Genomic DNA, 16,912 nt, shown 5'->3' on the forward strand with positions numbered 1-16,912 from the left:
AGATCAATCAGACCGGCGATTTTTCCGCGCGGTTCCCGTGGCCTGCTGCATGGCGACAAAACCTTGCAATGCCCCGGGCGACAGAAACCAGACTATACGCCGTAGCGCTGGCGATAGGCAGCAACCGCCTCGCGCGAGCCGCCCAGAGCGGGATCCTGGGAAGCGTCCAGGTAGGCGAGCAGGTCCTTCAGGCTGGCGATGGAGATGACCGGCACGCCATATTCGCGCTGTACATCCTGCACCGCGGAATGGGTGCCGACCTGCTCGGCCGTGCCGCTCTTTTCCATGCGGTCGAGCGCGATCAGCACGGCGGCAGGCTCGGCACCGGCGGCGCGGATCATCTGCATCGATTCGCGCACCGAGGTGCCGGCGGAGATCACGTCGTCGACGATCACCACCTTGCCCTTGAGCTTGGCGCCGACCAGCGTGCCGCCTTCGCCGTGGTCCTTGGCCTCCTTGCGGTTGTAGGCGAAGCCCACGTCACGTCCGAGGCCGGACAGCGCCACCGCGGTGGCCGAGGCCAGGGTGATGCCCTTGTAGGCCGGTCCGAACAGGACGTCGAAGTCCAGACCCGAGGCCAGCAGGGTTTTCGCATAGAATTGCGCCACCTGGCCCAGCATTGCACCCTGGTTGAACAGGCCCGCGTTGAAGAAGTACGGCGACTTGCGGCCGGCCTTGGTCACGAATTCACCAAAGGACAGCACGCCGGCGTCCAGCGCGAAGCGGATGAAAGTCTGGCTGAGGTCACCAGCGCCGGGCTGCGGCGTSGTCTGCTGCGTCATCTTTTCTCTCTGATTTCAAAATTTCCCGAGATGTTACGGATTATCAGCGCCAACCTCAACGGCATCCGCTCCGCGGCCAAGAARGGCTTTTTCGARTGGATGGCCAAGCAGGACGCCGACATGGTCTGCGTCCAGGAGCTCAAGGCCCAGGCCGCCGACATGACCGAAGCGTTCCTCGCGCCRCACGGCTACCACGGTTATTTCCACTACGCGGAGAAGAAAGGATATAGCGGCGTCGGCCTCTACACCCGCCACAAGCCCGAGCGCGTGATCACCGGCTTCGGCTGCGCCGAGTTCGACAGCGAGGGCCGTTACGTCGAGGTGCAGTATCCGCACCTGGCCGTGATTTCCGTCTACGTGCCGTCCGGCTCCAGCGGCGAAGAGCGCCAGCTCGCCAAGTTCCGCTTCATGGAAGCCTTCCTGCCCCACCTGCTGCAACTCAAGGCCAGCGGACGCGAGATCGTGCTGTGCGGCGACGTCAACATCGCGCACAAGGAAATCGACATCAAGAACTGGAAGGGCAACCTGAAGAACTCGGGCTTCCTGCCGGAAGAGCGCAGCTGGATCGGCGAATTGTTCGATGTGCACGGCTATGTGGACGTATTCCGCAAGCTGGACCCGCGCCCCGAGCAGTACACCTGGTGGAGCAACCGCGGCCAGGCCTACGCGAAGAACGTCGGCTGGCGCATCGACTACCACCTGGCGACCGCGAAGATAGCCGGGACGGCGCACGCCACCTCGATCTACAAGGACGAGAAGTTCAGCGACCACGCGCCGCTGTCGATCGACTACGACTTCCCGCTGTAGCGGCCCGAACCTGTTCCAACCTAGTTACAATGCAGGCTCCCGTCCGATTCCGGCACGGGAACCTTCGTATTTCCGAGTGAGTCCGCCATGGTTTTCAAAGTGTTCGTAGATGGTCAGGAAGGCACCACCGGCCTCCGGTTGCTCGACTATCTCTCCGGCCGTTCCGACGTGGAACTGCTGCGTATCGCCGACGACAAGCGCAAGGATCCGGCCGAACGAGCACGATTCCTGAATGCCGCCGACGTCGCTTTCCTGTGCCTGCCCGACGTGGCCTCGCGCGAAGCCGTGTCTCTGGTGACCAACCCGGACACCTGCGTGATCGACGCCAGCACGGCCTTCCGCACCACCGACAGCTGGGCCTACGGCCTGCCGGAACTGACGCGCGGCCAGCGCGAGAAGATCCGCGCGAGCAAGCGCATCGCCGTGCCGGGCTGCCATGCCAGTGCCTTCGTGCTGGCCGTGCGCCCGCTGGTGGAAGCCGGCGTGATGCAGGCCGACTATCCGGTCTCGGCTTTCTCGCTGACCGGCTACAGCGGCGGCGGCAAGCAGATGATTGCCGAGTTCGAAGCCGGCGGTAACCCGAAGCTGAACAGCCCGCGTCCCTACGGCCTGGGCCTGGCGCACAAGCACCTGCCGGAAATGCGCGTGCAGACCGGCCTGGCGCAGGCACCGATCTTCAACCCGATCGTCGGCAACTTCCTCAAGGGCCTGGCGGTGACGGTGCCGGTGTACCCGGACCGCCTGGCGCGCAAGGTCACGCCGGAGCAGATCGCCGACATCTATCGCAAGCACTATGAAGGCGAGCAGTTCGTGCGCGTGATGCCGGTGGGCGATGAGGCCAATCTCGACGGCGGCTTCTTCGACGTGCAGGCCAGCAACGATACCAACCGCGTGGACCTGTTCGTGTTCGGCTCGGCCGAGCGCATCGTGCTGATGGCGCGCCTGGATAACCTGGGCAAGGGCGCCGCCGGCGCCGCCGTGCAATGCATGAACGTGCACGTGGGCGCGGACGAGGCAACCGGGCTCAGCGCCTGATCCTCGCCCTGCCGCTCGCGGCAAACGAAAAAAGCCGGCAGCCGCCGGCTTTTTTCGTGGGCGGCCGCAGCCGGGCTCAGCTGCCCGTGCGGACCACCACGCCCTTGAGCGCGACGCCGATAAAGACGCCGCCCTTGGCGCAGACATAGGTGCTGTCGCTGGCGGTCTCGTCGTTCTTCCAGTTGCTGCGGATATCGATCACCGCGTTGCCCCCCTCCTTCATCGCGCGCTGCTGCAGCTCCTGCACCGCCTGCACGAAGGTGGTCGCGCACAGTTCCTCGTCGCCCGGCGGCGGCGGGCCGCCGGTGGCGCTGCTAGTGTCAATGGGCCGGCGGATGCGCTTGACGGTCTTGAACGACTGCCCGCCCTGGACATCGGCCGGCCGGTTGAGGCCAAACTGGAGCTTGATCGACGGATCGACGCGCGCCTTGGCATCGGCCGACGCCAGCGCCTTGTCGATCGGCTGGTTGAGCAACTGGTCGCCGGCCTGCGCGTTGGCTCCGGCCAGCAGGGCACCGGCCATCAGGCTGAACCGCACCCATCGTTTCATGTTCCGCTCCTTGCTCAGCGACGCAACGGGAAATGCCATCGGCGCTGCGCGCCATGGCACCCGGCGGGCGGCCCGGACCACGCCAGCCACGCCTGCCTTTCATCGTATGCGATACGCCGCAAGGCGGAGGCCCTGGCCGTCTTTACTTTTTTAGTGGCGCCTGGCGGTCGTCGTCGCCGCTGTCGACCGGCGCGTCGCCCAGGTTGGCCATATTGGCGCGGTAAGCCGGCAGCCTGGCCATATTGGACTCGATGGCGCGCGCGTACAGCGGCAACACCTCGGGCATGTGTTTCTCGAGCTCGGCGATACGGGTCCGGCCGGAGGGATGGGTGGAGAGGAACTCGGAGCCGGGCTGCGCCGCGACCTGCGACACCATGCCCATCTTCTGCCACAGCGAGATCGCGGCGCGCGGGTCGAAGCCGGCGCGCGCGGCGATATCCATGCCGACCAGGTCCGCCTCGGTCTCGTCGGAGCGCGAGAAGCGCAGCGTGAGCAGCTGCGCGCTGGCGCCGATGGCCATATTGCCCAGGTTGCCGAAGCCGAACAGCTGCGAGATGACATTGGCGCCGAGATTGGTGATCTCGGACTTGGCGGCGCGCTCGCGCGCATGCTCCTGCAGGGCGTGGGCGATCTCGTGCCCCATCACCATGGCGACCTCGTCGTCGGTCAGCTTGAGCTGCTCGAGCAGGCCGGTGTAGAAAGCGATCTTGCCGCCCGGCATGCAGAAGGCATTGACCTGCTTCGAGGTGATCAGGTTGACCTCCCACTTCCACTGCCGCGCACGCTCGTTCCAGCGTGGCGTCTGCGGCAGGATCCGCTTGGCGAGGGCGCGCAGGCGGATCAGCTGCGGATTGCTGTCCGGCATCAGCGTGCGCTTGGACTGCGCCTCTTCCTTGAGCTGCTCGTACTCCTGCGAGGCCTGCTGCTCGATCACCTCGACCGGGACGATCTGCCGCACCGAGGCGCCGCCGCGCTGCACGCGGATGCCGTCGTCGGGCCCGGCCTCCTGCGCCAGGCCCGCCGTCATGCCGAACGCGGCCGAGGCGGCCAGGGCCAGTGCGGCGAACCGCCGCGGCATCGCCATCCCGGCCCGCCGGTGGCGGTTCTGACAACGCTGGCAATCGGACATGGAAGATTCCCCGGAAGCGGTCGGCGGCACGCGGAACGATTTGGACTGGAAAAGGGCCGGACATCCACCGGGGCCGGCYGCAACGGTAATGCAATAATACACGGCGCCTCGCCCGGCCTGATGCCCACTGATTCATGACCTTCCAAGACTATCTCGACATTTTCCGCAACCGCCGCATCGGCGCCATGCTGACGCTGGGCTTTGCTTCCGGCCTGCCGCTGGCGCTCACTTCCGGCACCTTGCAGGCCTGGATGACGGTGGAAGGCCTCGACATCAAGACCATCGGCTTCTTTTCGCTGGTGGGCCAGGCCTATATCTTCAAGTTCCTGTGGGCTCCGCTGATGGACCGCTACACGCCACCGCTGCTTGGCCGGCGCCGCGGCTGGCTGCTGGTCACGCAGCTCGCGCTGGTGCTGGGCATCGCCGGGATGGCCTTCTGCCCGCCGCGCGAGGCGTTGTGGACGCTGGCCGCACTGGCCACGCTGGTGGCCTTCCTGTCGGCCTCGCAGGACATCGTTTTCGACGCCTACAGCACCGACGTGCTGCGCGCGCCCGAGCGCGGCGTCGGCGCGGCGGTCAAGGTGCTGGGCTACCGGCTGGCGATGCTGGTGTCGGGCGGCCTGGCGCTGTGGCTGGCCGACCGCGTGATGGGCTGGCAGCAGATGTACATCCTGATGGCCGGCCTGATGGGCATCGGTATCTTTTCGCTGTGGTGGGCGCCCGAGGCCGAGTCGCCGGCACGCACGCCGCGCTCGATGGAGGAGGCGGTGCTGGGGCCGCTGCGCGACTTCTTCTCGCGTCCGGGCGCGTGGTGGCTGCTGCTGCTGATCGTGCTGTACAAGCTTGGCGATGCCTTTGCCGGCAGCCTTTCCACCACCTTCCTGATCCGCGGCGTGGGCTTCTCGGCCGGCGAAGTGGGCCTGGTCAACAAAACGCTGGGACTGGCCGCCACCATCGTCGGCGCGCTGTTTGGCGGCACGCTGATGGTGCGCCTTGGCCTGTACCGCTCGCTGCTGCTGTTCGGCGTGCTGCAGGCCGTGTCCAACCTCGGCTACTGGCTGCTGGCGGTGACGCCGCCGCACCTGTGGAGCATGGGCGCCACCATCTTCGTGGAGAACCTGTGCGGCGGCATGGGCACGGCCGCCTTCGTGGCGCTGCTGATGACGCTGTGCAACCGCTCCTTTTCCGCCACCCAGTACGCGCTGCTGTCGGCGCTGGCCTCGGTCGGGCGCGTCTACGTGGGCCCCAGCTCGGGCTACCTGGTGGAGGCCTTCGGCTGGCCGGCGTTCTACCTCAGCACCGTGGTGGTGGCGCTGCCGGGCGTGGCGCTGCTCTGGGCGATGCGCAACACCGTGCACCGCTACGAGGCCAGCGCGCGCGCCGTGACCGCCTGAGCCGGCGGCCGCGGCCTCCTTACTGCTTGTAGTAGACGATCTGGTGCGAGGTGGCCAGCAGCTCGCCGCGCGGGCTCCAGATCTGGGCGCTCTGGTCGAAGAAGCCCTGGCGGAACACCTGCGCCTGCGCACTGCCCAGCACATGGCTGTCGCCCAGGCCGGCCAGGGTGGCGGCATCGGCATGGAAGTACGTGGTCAATGACACCGTGCCGGCCGGCACGAAGCCGGCGCGCTTGAGGAAGATGCGCGGGTAGAAGGTGTCGCACCACGCCGCCATGGCGGCAAAGTCCGGCGTGCGCGCCGGCGCGTCGCGCAGCCAGAACTGGGTCAGGCTGTCGGGATTCTCGGTGCCAGGCTCGGCATCGGGCCTGGCGCCGCGCACCGGACGCAGATCGTAGGCCTTGAGCCAGCGCACCGGGGCGAAGCCCGCCATGGATGGCACGGCGTCGGCGGCCGGCACCTGCGGGAACGCCGCCTCGGTGCAGTCCCAGGTCTCGCGGCGCACCGCAAAAAAGGCCGTGGCGGTAGTGGCCACCTCGTCACCCTGGCGCAGTTCGATCGACCAGTGCTGCGTATTGCGGTTGGTGCGCACCGGACGCGCTTCGATCACGAACGGTCCTTCCACGATCGGGCCGGCGAAGTTGACGGTCAGCGCGGACGGATCGCCGAGCCGGGCCGGATGCTGGAGCACGGCCTGCAGCAGGGTGGCCGCCGTGATGCCGCCGAACGGGCCGATCATGTTCCAGTATGCGGGCGTGGTGCGGCCGTGGAAGAGGTTGCCGCCCGCCGGCTCCAGCGCGATCGCGTGGTCGAAGGAATGGACGGGCAGGCTGGCGACTTGCGTGGCGGTCATGATGTCTCGGCGTCTCGGCGTCTTGTGGTTCTGCAATCGGGACCGGATGATCGGTCTACAAAAAAGTACGACCGTTCGATAATACGCCAAAACCGCCCTGGTCCGCTGAACCGGCGTGTTTGCCGTCAGTCCCCTGCCCGCCTGCGCTGCCAGGGCGCCCAGCCAAGCTGGTTGCCTACCACCGCCAGCAGGATCATCGCCATGCCCGCCAGTTGCAGCGCCGTGAGCACCACGCCGAACACCAGCACGTCGATCACGATGGCCACCAGCGGATAGACGAACGACAGCGTGGCGATCGACAGCACATTGAGCCGCTGGAAAGCGCCGTAGAGCAGCGTGTACATCACGCCGGTATGCACCAGGCCCAGCGCCAGCAGCGCGCCCCAGGTACGGCCATCGAAGCTGGCCACCGCCGGATGCGCCAGCGGCGACAGCATGAGCACGCCCAGCACCATCTGCAGCCCGGCGATCTGCCCGGCAGGAATCCCCTTCAGGCGGCGCGTGGCCATGGTGGTGATGGCGTACAGCAGGGCCGCCAGCATCGCCAGCCCGACGCCGGCCAGCATGCCGCGGCCGGCGCCGCCATGCTCGATGCCGGTGATCAGCATCACGCCGCCGAAGGCCAGCACCAGCCAGGCCAGCCGCCCGGGCGCGATGGCTTCGCGCTGGAACAGCGCCGCCAGCAGCAGCAGGAAGAACGRCTGGGTGTGATAGRCCACGGTGGAAACCGAGATGCCGCTATAGGCATAGGCCGAGAACAGGCACAGCCAGTTGAGGATCAGCGTGACGCCACCCAGCGCCAGCCAGCCCCATTCGGCGCGGCGCATGGGCTGCCAGCCGCGCCGCAGCGCCAGCGTGCCGAGCAGCGCGGCGCCGCCGAACAGGCAGCGGAAAAACACCACGTCCACCGGCGGCTGCCCGCTGGTGACCACGAACCAGCCGATGGTCCCCGAGAGCGCCATGGCCGCCACCATGCGCCAGGCGCCGCCACGCTGCCCGGAGCCGGCGGCAGGCGCCGCGCCATGCGCCCCGGCGGCGGCAGTGGATTGATTGCTGCTCATGTCGTTCTCCTGCGGATTGTGCTTTGCATGGATGCATTGTTTCACCATGCACACAGGTCAACAATCCATCAGCAATGCAATTACTATTTGACCTGCCGTCACAAATGCAGGAGGTCATCCATGCCCGTCGCGCAACTCAATGCCATGGCCGTGTTTGCCCGGGTGGTGGAATGCGGCAGCTTCTCCGCCGCCGCGCGCCAGCTGGGCATGACGCCGTCGGCGGTGAGCCGCCATGTCACGCGGCTGGAGGCGGCCATCGGCGGCAGCCTGCTGCAGCGGACCACCCGCGCCTTCGCGCTCACCGAACTGGGCCAGGCCGTGCATGCCGCCTGCGCGCGCATGGTGGCGGCGGCGCAGGAAGTCGACACGCTGGCCGGAGCCTACGGCGCCGCGCCGCAAGGGCTGCTGCGCGTGACGGCGCCGGTGGTGTTCGGCCAGGCGTGGCTGGCGCCCCTGCTGCCGGCCTTGCTGGACCGCTACCCGCAGCTGGACCTGCAGCTCACGCTGGCCGACCGGCTGGTGGACCTGGTGGAGGAAGGCGTCGACGTCGCCATCCGCATCGCGCGCGAACTGGCGCCGGGCCTGGCGGCCCGGCCGCTGCGCCCGGTGCGCTACCGGCTGGTGGCCGCACCCGGCTGGCTGGCGCGGCACGGCACGCCGCAGGAGCCGGCCGCGCTGGCCACGCACCGCTGCATCTACCTCGGCTACGGCGCCTTCGGCGAGCGCTGGAGCCTGCGGCGCAAGGACGACGGCCAGGCCGTGTCGCTGCGGATCCCGCCACGGGTCACGCTCAACAACAGCATGGCGATCGTGGCCATGGCCGAGGCCGGCGGCGGCATCGGACTGGTGCCCGATTTCTCCGCCGCGGCGGCACTGGCCTCCGGCAGGCTGGCGGCCGTGCTGGACGGCTGGGAGATCCTGGAACCCTATGTGGGCACCGCCTACGCGGTCTATACGCCGACGCGCCACCTGGCGCCCAAGGTCCGCGCCTTCGTCGACCACCTGGTGGCGCAGGCCGGCGCGGGAGACGGCGCGAGCGGCTAGCCTGCGCTCAGTTGGCGCTCAGGTCGCGATCAGGTCGCGATCAGGTCGCGCAAACGCGGTACACCGCCAGGCTGCCGCGCCAGTTCCCGCCCCAGTTCACGGTCACGCCCTCGTGCATCACCACGCGGTCCACGATGCGCAGCCCGACCTTGGGCGCCAGCGCCTCGAAGTCGCTGATGGTCAGCACGCGCACGTTGGGCGTGTTGTACCACTGGTAGGGCAGCGCCTCCGACACCGGCATGCGGCCGCGGAACACCGRCAGGCGGTGCGGCCAGTAGCCGAAGTTGGGGAAGGACACGATGCATTCGCGCCCCACCCGCAGCGTCTCGCGCAGGACCTGCGCCGTGTTGTGGATGGTCTGCAGCGTCTGCGACAGGATCACCGTATCGAAGCTCTTGTCCTCGAACAGCGCCAGCCCGCCTTCCAGGTTCTGCTGGATCACGTGCACGCCCTTCTGCGCGCAGGCCAGCACGCCCTGGTCCTGGATCTCGATGCCGTAGGCCTGCACGTCCAGCTCGTCCTGCAGCACGCGCAGCAGGCTGCCGTCGCCGCAGCCCAGGTCGAGCACGGTGGAATTGGGCTCGATCCAGCGCGCGATGGCGCGGAAGTCCGGGCGCAGCGCCAGGATATTGGGGTTGGCAGCGGCATTCATGCGCCAATCTCCTCGGCGATGCGTTCGTAGTAGGCGCGCATCAGGTCGTGATAGCGCGGGTCGTCCAGCAGGAAGGCGTCGTGGCCATGCGGCGCGTCGATCTCGGCGTAGCTGACCGGGCGCTTGTTGTCGAGCAGCGCCTTGACCAGCTCGCGGCTGCGGTTGGGCGCGAAGCGCCAGTCGGTGGTGAAGCTGGCCACCAGGAAGCTGGCCTGCGTCTGCGCCACCGCGCGCTTCAGGTCCCCGCCGAACGCCAGCGCCGGATCGAAGTAGTCCAGCGCGCGCGTGATCAGCAAGTAGGTATTGGCATCGAAATACTCGGCGAACTTGTCGCCCTGGTAGCGCAGGTAGCTCTCCACCTGGAACTCGACGTCGAACGAGAAGCGGATGTCGTCGGTCTTGAGCTCGCGGCCGAATTTCTCGGCCATGTCCTCGTCGGACAGGTAGGTGATATGGCCGATCATGCGCGCCACGCGCAGGCCGCGCTTGGGCTTGACGTTGTGCGCGTAGTAGTTGCCGCCGTGGAAGTCGGGGTCCGACAGGATGGCGCTGCGCGCCACCTCGTTGAAGGCGATGTTCTGCGCCGACAGCTTGGGCGTGGAGGCCACCACGATGCAGTGGCGCAGCCGCTCCGGATACATCAGGCTCCAGGCCAGCGCCTGCATGCCGCCCAGGCTGCCGCCCATCACCGCGGCGAACTGCGCGATGCCGAACTGGTCGGCCACGCGCGCCTGCGCGTTGACCCAGTCTTCCACCGTCACCACCGGGAACATCGCGCCGTAGGGATTGCCGGTGGCGGGGTTCGGGCTCATCGGCCCGGTCGAGCCGAAGCACGAGCCGAGGTTGTTGACGCCGATGACGAAGAAGCGGTTGGTGTCGAGCGGCTTGCCCGGGCCGACCATATTGTCCCACCAGCCCACGTCGCGCGGATCGTGCGCGTACACGCCCGCCACGTGGTGCGAGGCATTGAGCGCGTGGCACACCAGCACGGCGTTGGAGCGGGCTGCGTTGAGCGTGCCGTAGGTCTCGACCATCAGGTCGTAGTCGGTGATCGAGGTGCCGTTGCGCAGCTTCAGCGGCTCGGGGAAATGCATGCGCTGCGGCGTGACGATGCCGACCGAATCGGCGGGCAAGGCCAGCGTGGCAGGAGGCGTAGCTACGTCTGTCATGGAATCGGCCCGTCAGCGAACGGGCATAAAAAAACCCGACCGGCATTTGCGTGGCCGTTGCATGCAGCTTGAATTGCTCTTTGCATGAACGGCGGCGCAGCCAATCGGGTTTTGCGCGGGTCTTGTTTCCCGCGCGTCGGTGCCTTGCGTGGCAGGGTACCGACCCAACCTCTTTAGCCGCATTTATATTGGCCGCCGCGACGCTCCCGCACGCATGTGCAATGGAGCCCGAGGCTGCCGCGCGCCCGCAAGCCAGTCATCAAATCGGCGCGACCCGCTTATTATAGAGCAAACCGGCCGCACCGCTGCCTGCCCCTACTGCCAACGAGCCTTGCCYTGACGAACCCGCCCAGTATCCTGGTCATCGAAGACGAAGCCGCGATCGCGGACACCATCCTCTATGCGCTGTCCACCGACGGCATGACGGTCGCCCACTGCGCGCTCGGCGGCGCCGCGCTGGAGCGGCTGCGCGCGCAGGTGCCCGACCTGGTGATCCTGGACGTGGGCCTGCCGGACATCAACGGCTTCGAGGTCTGCCGCACGCTGCGCACCTTCTCCGACGTGCCGGTGATCTTCCTGACCGCGCGCAACGAGGAAATCGACCGCATCGTCGGCCTGGAGATCGGCGCCGACGACTACGTGGTGAAGCCCTTCTCGCCGCGCGAGCTGGCCGCACGGGTGCGGGTGATCCTGCGCCGCGCCGGCACGCGCTTGTCGGCGCAACCCGTCGCGCCACTGCCGCCCGCCAACGCCCGGCCCGATGGCTTCACGCTCGACGCCGACGGCGCGCGCCTGGCCTGGCGCGGCCAGTGGCTGGACCTGACGCGTTACGAATACCGGCTGCTGGCACTGATGCTCGGACACCCGGGCCGCATCTATTCGCGCGCGCAGCTCATGGAGCTGGTCTGGCACGACGCCGCCGACACCAGCGACCGCACCGTCGACACCCACGTCAAGACCGTGCGCGCCAAGCTGCGCGCGCTCGACTCCGGCTGCGACCCGATCCGCACACATCGCGGCATGGGCTATTCGCTCGAAGGCTGAGCGCCTCCCCCCGTTCACCCTGCACTGACCGCCACGCATGCATATCGGCCTTCGCATCTTCTTCGGCTTCTTCCTGATCGTCGGGCTGGCGGCCTTTCTCACGCTGCGCGTGTTCGTGCAGGAGGTCAAGCCGGGCGTGCGGCAGGCCATGGAGGACACGCTGGTCGACACCGCGCACGTGCTCGCAGTGCTGGCCGCCGACGACATGAAGAGCGGCCACATCGCCGACGGGGCCTTCGCTCGGCGCATGGCGCGCCTGCGCGAGGACAAGGTCGACGCCAACGTGTGGGGCATGCACAAGGACGCGGTGGGCTATCGCATCTACATCACGGACGCCGGCGGCATCGTGCGTTTCGATTCCGGCGATGCCGCCGTGGGCGCGGACTACTCGCGCTGGAACGATGTCTACCGCACCTTGCGCGGCGAATACGGTGCGCGCAGCACGCGCGCCAACCCGGACGACGACGCCAGCACGGTCATGCACGTGGCCGCGCCGATCCGCGACGGCGACAAGATCATCGGCGTGCTGACGGTGGCCAAGCCGAACGTCACCATGGCGCCGTTCATCGAGCGCAGCCAGCGCAAGATCCTGCTCAACGGCCTGTTGCTGATGGGCGGCGCCTTCGTCATCGGCCTGGCYTGCACGCTGTGGCTGGTGCACGGCCTGCGCCGCCTGCAGCGATACGCGCGTTCGGTGGCCGCGGGCGAGCGCGCCGAGATGCCGCTGCGCGGCGCCAGCGAGCTGGCCGAGCTCGGCCGCTCGGTGGAAAGCATGCGCCTGCGGCTGGAGGACAAGCAGTACGTCGAGCACTACATCCACACCCTCACGCACGAGATGAAGAGCCCGCTGGCGGCCATCAGCGGCGCGGCCGAATTGTTGCAGGAGGACATGAGCGCGGCGGACCGCGGCCGCTTCGTCGCCAATATCCGCCGCCAGGCCCAGCGCCTCGAGCAGATGATCCGCAAACTGCTGGCGCTGGCCGCGCTGGAACAATGCCAGCGCCTGGAGACGCGCGAGCGCGTGGCGCTGCTGCCGCTGATCGGGCAACTGCTGCTGGAGCTGGAGCCACGCGCGCGCCAGCGCGAACTGTCGCTGCACCTGCTGCCCGCACAGTCCGATGCGGTCGTGGAGGGCGATCCGTTCCTGCTGCACCAGGCACTGGCCAACCTGCTGGAGAACGCACTCGACTTCGCCCCCGCGCAGAGCACCGTGGCCGTGTCGGTGGAGCAGACCGGCGACACCGTCGCCGTGCACGTGGCCGACCAGGGCCCGGGCATCCCGGACTATGCGCTGCCGCGCCTGTTCGAGCGGTTCTACTCGCTGCCGCGCCCCGGCGGGCAGGACAAGAGCACCGGGCTGGGCCTGTGCTTCGTGCGCGAGATCGCCACGCTGCACCACGGCGGGATCGCACTGGCCAACCGCGCGCAAGGCGGGGCCTGTGCCACGCTGACCTTGCCGGCGGCATAGCACGGCGGGCGCGCCCGCGGCACCGCCACATTCGCCACACACTCGCTTCACACAGGCTTCCTCGGCACCTCACACGGCGGTCCTAAGCTTGGCGTCATCCTGACTCTCGCGCTTGCCGCCATGAACCGCATCCTGTTCTTCAAGTCCGCCATCACCGCCCTGCTGGTGCTGCTGATCCTGATTCCCCTGCACCTGGTCGACAACACCGTGCAGGACCGCAGGCAATACCGCGACCAGGCGGTGCGCRGCGTCTGGCAGAGCTACGCCGGCCCGCAAACCCTGACCGGCCCGGTGCTGGTGCTGCCGTACAAGGAAGTCACGCGCGTGGCGGACCGTAGCGACCCCAAGCAGCCCAATGCCACCGTGCTGCAGGCGGAGGAAAAGCAGATGCTGGTGTTCCCCGCCACGCTGCGCGTGAGCGGCGACATCACGCCGAACGAGCGCTACCGCGGCATCCACAAGGTGCTGGTGTACGAGCTGCAGAGCCGCTGGCAAGGCACCATCGCCCTGCCCGATGCCGGCGAGCTGCCGCGCTCGGCGGGGCATGTGAGCTTCGAGCCGGGACAGCCGTTCGTGGCGATCGGCCTCGGCGACACCCGCGGGCTGATGGCGACGCCCACGCTCGAGCTCGACGGCAAGCGCCTCAAGCTCGAACAAGGCGCGGGGCTGAAGAACCTGCCGCAGGGCCTGCACGCCGATATCGACCTGCCCGCGCCCAAGCCTGCGCCGGAGATCGCGGCCAGGACCGCCTCCAGCCTCGACGGCGCAACCGGCGCGACCGGCACGCGGCGCGTGGTCCCGTTCTCGCTGACGCTGCCGCTGCTGGGCGCGCAGTCGCTGGCCTTCGCGCCGGTGGCCGACCAGAACGATATCTCGCTGGCGTCGGCGTGGCCGCACCCGAGCTTCGACGGCACCTTCCTGCCGCGCACGCGCAGCGTGGACGCCGGGGGCTTTCGCAGCAACTGGAGCGTGACCGCGTACAACACGCGCGTGCGCAACCAGCTCGCCGGCTCCGGCGACGGCATGCTGGAGACGGTCTCGGTGACGCTGATCGAGCCGGTCAACGTCTACCTGCAAGTCGAGCGCGCGGTAAAGTACGGCTCGCTGTTCGTGCTGCTGACCTTTGCCGGCTTCTTCATGTTCGAGCTGGTCAAGCGCCTGCGCATCCATCCGATCCAGTACCTGCTGGTGGGCCTGGCGCTGGCGGTGTTCTTCCTGCTGCTGCTGAGCCTGTCCGAGCATATCGCCTTCGCGCTGGCCTACCTGGCCGCCAGCACCGCCTGCATCGGGCTGCTCGGTTTCTACCTGTCCTTCGTGCTGCAGAGCTGGCGGCGCGGGCTGGCGTTCGCGGTGCTCCTGACCGTGYTGTACGGCGCGCTCTACGGGCTGCTGCTGTCGGAGGACAATGCGCTGATGCTCGGTTCGCTGCTGCTGTTCGTGATCCTGGCGGCCATCATGGTGCTGACCCGCCGCATCGACTGGTACGCGGCCGGCGCGGCCTGGCAGCCGTTGCGCGACAAGCCCGAGGCCCCCGCCGAAGCACCCGCCGGGCAAGCCTGAGCAAGGAGACCATGCCATGCCCACCTATCTGCATTGCGCCCCGCCGCTGGCCCTGGCGGCCGGCCTCGGCACGCGCCGCGTGCCGGCCGGCCTGCTGCTCGCGGGCGTCGCCGCGAGCGTGCTGCCGGACCTGGACATGCTCAACGTCTGGTATGCCGGCGTGCGCTACGACACGGTGTTCGGCCACCGCGGCCTGACGCACTCGATCGGTTTCGCGCTGGCGCTCGGCCTGCTGGCCGCGCTGGCGGCGCGGCGCTGCGGCTGGCGGCGCGGAATCTCATTCCTGTTCGTGGCGGCAAGCGCCGTGTCGCACCCCATGCTGGACCTGCTCATGGACCGCGGCATCGGCGCCGCGCTGTTCTTCCCGCTCACGAGCCAGCGCGTGACTCTGCYCTGGCGGCCGCTGCCGCTGTCGCCGCCGGGTCTGTTCGGCGCTGCGCGCTTCTGGCTCGAATGCCTGTGGATCGGCCTGCCGCTGCTCGCCGCCGGTACGCTCGGCGCCAGCCTGCGGCGCTGGCTGGAGCGGGCCGGGCGCGCGCGGCATGGCGCGCCCGCACTCGTGGAATGAGTGCGGGGCATCCAGGTGCCCAGGTGCCTGAAGATGCAGGAAGATGCAGGAAGATGCGGCGGGAAAAACGGGAAGCCGCAGGCGGCTCAGCCCAGCAGCACGCGCAGCTGCGCTTCGGCGTTCTCGCTCGGCAGCTTGCGGAAGCCGCTCTTGGCGTAGCGGTGCCAGTGGCCCTGCACGGCGGCCATGATCAGCGCGGCGCGCACCGATACGTCGGCGTCCGCCGGGAAAGCGCCCTGGCTGATGGCGACCTTCAGGCACTGCCGCAGCGAGGCTTCGATGCGGTCGACCACCTGGTTGATGCGTTCCTGCAGGCGATCGTGCTCGCCAACCAGGGCCTCGCCGGTCAGCACGCGCGTCATGCCGGGATTCTTCTCGGCGAAGGAAAGCAGCATGCGCACGATGGCGTGCGCCTGGCGCAGGCCGTGCTCTTCCTGCGTGGTGATCTGGTTGATCAGGCCGAACACGGTCTGCTCGATAAAGCCGATCAGGCCTTCGAACATCTGCGCCTTGCTGGCGAAGTGGCGGTACAGCGCCGCCTCGGAGACGCTAAGCTTGGCGGCCAGCGCCGCGGTGGTGATCTTCTCGCCGCGCGGCACTTCCAGCATGCCGGCCAGTGTCTGCAGGATCTGCACCCGCCGCTCGCCCGGACGCGGGCGCTTGCGTGCCGGCGCCCCGTCGGCGCCCGCGCCTGGCCCGCCGGCGACTGCGGAGGCGCCCGGAGCGGCGCTCGAAGCGGCGCCCGACGGGCGCCCGTTGCTCTGCATCATGACCCGATTCCCCGCATTCTTTGTTTGAGTTGATGCATGGATTGTACTTTTACGTTCACATAGCCGGGACGATTTACGATGCGCGCGCGCACGCGCGGCAGCGAAGCCGGCTGCGCCTGCGGCGCGCTCGTGCCCGCCACGGAGGCGGCCGGCGGGTCCTGCGTCTCGGCCGCCACCAGCGTCACGCTGCGCTCCTGCGCGGCATGGCCGGCGTGCCGGCGGTCCTCGGCATCCAGCGTGCTGCGCAGCACGGCATCGCCGCTCGCGCCCGCCACCGCGGCGCCCGCCGGCAGCGGCACATCATGGGGGCGCGACGGCGCCAGCGTGCGCAGGTAGCCCGTCACCCATGCGGTGCGGATGCCCGTGCCGGCGTAGCGCTTGAGATGGGACAGCGTGTCTTCCACCAGCACCGCGCGGTGCGGCGCCACGCCCTCCTGGGCCAGCAGCCGGCGCAGCATGCGGCGGTCCGGCTTGGGCCGCAGGTGGCCGTGCACCCACATGTCCTCGACCGCGACCACGCGCTCGAAGCAGTGCCGGATGCCGGCCACGCGCATCACCGCGCGCGCGTATTCGGCAGGTGCATTGGTCACCAGGATCTTGCGCCCGGGCAGCCGGCGCAGGTGCGCGACCAGGCCGCGCCGCACGCGCACCATCTGCGCCAGTTCCGGGAAGTCGTGCGCGGCGCGCAGGAAGTCGGCCGGGTCCACGCCATGGTGGCGGATCATGCCGAGCAGCGTGGCACCGTAGCGCTGCCAGTACTTTACGCGCACCTCGCTGGCGGTGGCCTCGTCGCAGCCGATCACGCGCGCCACGTACGCCGTCATTAACTGGTTGATGGCGGGAAAGATCGCGTGCGAGGCGTCGTGCAGCGTGTTGTCGAGGTCGAACAACCAGACGGTGCGGCCGGAATTGTCGCCCGCGGGGCGGCGTCGGCGCGCACCGCGCAGGCTTCGGCGCGGGGGCGGTGTTGGTGTTGGCACGCGGGAAGGAGAGAGAGACCGGGTTGGCAGCGCGCGGCGCGCGCTG

General features: G+C 68.7%; 17 protein-coding genes. 8 read left to right on the top strand and 9 right to left on the bottom strand.

All coding sequences use genetic code 11. From position 1 onward, the window contains the following. Positions 1-92: 92 nt before the first annotated feature. Entirely contained in the window at positions 93-782 is a 690-nt protein-coding gene (gene pyrE, locus AC1DO7_RS16025; protein WP_441650125.1) for an orotate phosphoribosyltransferase, read from the bottom strand. Positions 783-812: 30 nt separating this feature from the next. Between pyrE and AC1DO7_RS16030 the strand changes: the two genes are divergently transcribed. Both AC1DO7_RS16030 and argC read left to right on the top strand, forming a co-directional pair. Next, positions 813-1,589: an exodeoxyribonuclease III gene (locus tag AC1DO7_RS16030; RefSeq protein ID WP_441617501.1), complete on the top strand. Its 777-nt coding sequence runs from the start codon at positions 813-815 to the stop codon at positions 1,587-1,589. An 87-nt stretch (positions 1,590-1,676) separates the two neighbouring features. Then, positions 1,677-2,624 (top strand): N-acetyl-gamma-glutamyl-phosphate reductase, encoded by a 948-nt coding sequence (gene argC / locus AC1DO7_RS16035; RefSeq protein WP_441617499.1) that lies wholly within the window; start codon positions 1,677-1,679, stop codon positions 2,622-2,624. A gap of 76 nt (positions 2,625-2,700) precedes the next feature. Here the strand turns inward: argC and AC1DO7_RS16040 are convergent, their stop codons facing one another. Beyond that, positions 2,701-3,174 (bottom strand): excinuclease ATPase, encoded by a 474-nt coding sequence (locus tag AC1DO7_RS16040; RefSeq protein ID WP_441617497.1) that lies wholly within the window; start codon positions 3,172-3,174, stop codon positions 2,701-2,703. 142 nt (positions 3,175-3,316) lie between these two features. Beyond that, entirely contained in the window at positions 3,317-4,252 is a 936-nt protein-coding gene (locus tag AC1DO7_RS16045) for a M48 family metallopeptidase (RefSeq protein ID WP_441650135.1), read from the bottom strand. A gap of 185 nt (positions 4,253-4,437) precedes the next feature. Between AC1DO7_RS16045 and AC1DO7_RS16050 the strand changes: the two genes are divergently transcribed. Continuing rightward, entirely contained in the window at positions 4,438-5,697 is a 1,260-nt protein-coding gene (locus tag AC1DO7_RS16050) for a muropeptide transporter (protein ID WP_441617495.1), read from the top strand. A gap of 19 nt (positions 5,698-5,716) precedes the next feature. On the opposite strand, the gene AC1DO7_RS16055 is transcribed toward AC1DO7_RS16050, so the two are convergent. Further along, positions 5,717-6,550, bottom strand: coding sequence for an acyl-CoA thioesterase (locus tag AC1DO7_RS16055; RefSeq protein ID WP_441650126.1), 834 nt, complete (start codon positions 6,548-6,550; stop codon positions 5,717-5,719). Positions 6,551-6,675: 125 nt separating this feature from the next. Further along, positions 6,676-7,524 carry a DMT family transporter gene (locus AC1DO7_RS16060; protein WP_477116322.1) on the bottom strand — a complete coding sequence of 283 codons (849 nt, stop codon included), beginning with the start codon at positions 7,522-7,524 and terminating at the stop codon, positions 6,676-6,678. A gap of 207 nt (positions 7,525-7,731) precedes the next feature. Between AC1DO7_RS16060 and AC1DO7_RS16065 the strand changes: the two genes are divergently transcribed. Continuing rightward, complete coding sequence (locus AC1DO7_RS16065) at positions 7,732-8,655, top strand: LysR family transcriptional regulator (protein WP_441617491.1); 924 nt, start codon at positions 7,732-7,734, stop codon at positions 8,653-8,655. A 40-nt stretch (positions 8,656-8,695) separates the two neighbouring features. Here AC1DO7_RS16065 and metW read toward each other — a convergent pair whose 3' ends face one another. Together metW and metX are read right to left on the bottom strand one after the other, a co-directional pair. Then, positions 8,696-9,307 carry a methionine biosynthesis protein MetW gene (gene metW, locus AC1DO7_RS16070; RefSeq protein WP_477116313.1) on the bottom strand — a complete coding sequence of 204 codons (612 nt, stop codon included), beginning with the start codon at positions 9,305-9,307 and terminating at the stop codon, positions 8,696-8,698. Further along, a complete protein-coding gene (gene metX, locus AC1DO7_RS16075) occupies positions 9,304-10,476 on the bottom strand; it encodes a homoserine O-succinyltransferase MetX (protein WP_441617487.1) in 1,173 nt (390 codons plus the stop codon). The genes metW and metX overlap by 4 nt, the downstream gene beginning before the upstream one ends. Positions 10,477-10,812: 336 nt before the next feature. Here metX and creB point away from each other — a divergent pair, with 336 nt between their 5' ends. From creB to AC1DO7_RS16095, 4 genes are all read left to right on the top strand, one after another. Continuing rightward, a complete protein-coding gene (gene creB / locus AC1DO7_RS16080; protein ID WP_441650127.1) occupies positions 10,813-11,520 on the top strand; it encodes a two-component system response regulator CreB in 708 nt (235 codons plus the stop codon). Positions 11,521-11,557: 37 nt separating this feature from the next. Next, on the top strand, positions 11,558-12,988 hold the full coding sequence (gene creC / locus AC1DO7_RS16085) for a two-component system sensor histidine kinase CreC (protein WP_441650128.1): 1,431 nt from the start codon (positions 11,558-11,560) through the stop codon (positions 12,986-12,988). A gap of 120 nt (positions 12,989-13,108) precedes the next feature. Next, entirely contained in the window at positions 13,109-14,548 is a 1,440-nt protein-coding gene (gene creD / locus AC1DO7_RS16090) for a cell envelope integrity protein CreD (protein WP_477116314.1), read from the top strand. Positions 14,549-14,564: 16 nt separating this feature from the next. Beyond that, complete coding sequence (locus AC1DO7_RS16095) at positions 14,565-15,116, top strand: metal-dependent hydrolase (RefSeq protein WP_477116315.1); 552 nt, start codon at positions 14,565-14,567, stop codon at positions 15,114-15,116. 86 nt (positions 15,117-15,202) lie between these two features. Here the strand turns inward: AC1DO7_RS16095 and slmA are convergent, their stop codons facing one another. Both slmA and AC1DO7_RS16105 read right to left on the bottom strand, forming a co-directional pair. Then, a complete protein-coding gene (gene slmA, locus AC1DO7_RS16100; RefSeq protein WP_441617477.1) occupies positions 15,203-15,886 on the bottom strand; it encodes a nucleoid occlusion factor SlmA in 684 nt (227 codons plus the stop codon). Then, entirely contained in the window at positions 15,883-16,866 is a 984-nt protein-coding gene (locus AC1DO7_RS16105) for a pyrimidine 5'-nucleotidase (protein WP_441617475.1), read from the bottom strand. Before AC1DO7_RS16105 ends, slmA begins: the two co-directional genes overlap by 4 nt. Between the last annotated feature and the right edge of the window lie 46 nt (positions 16,867-16,912).

The organism is Cupriavidus sp. 05N40 (assembly GCF_056397305.1).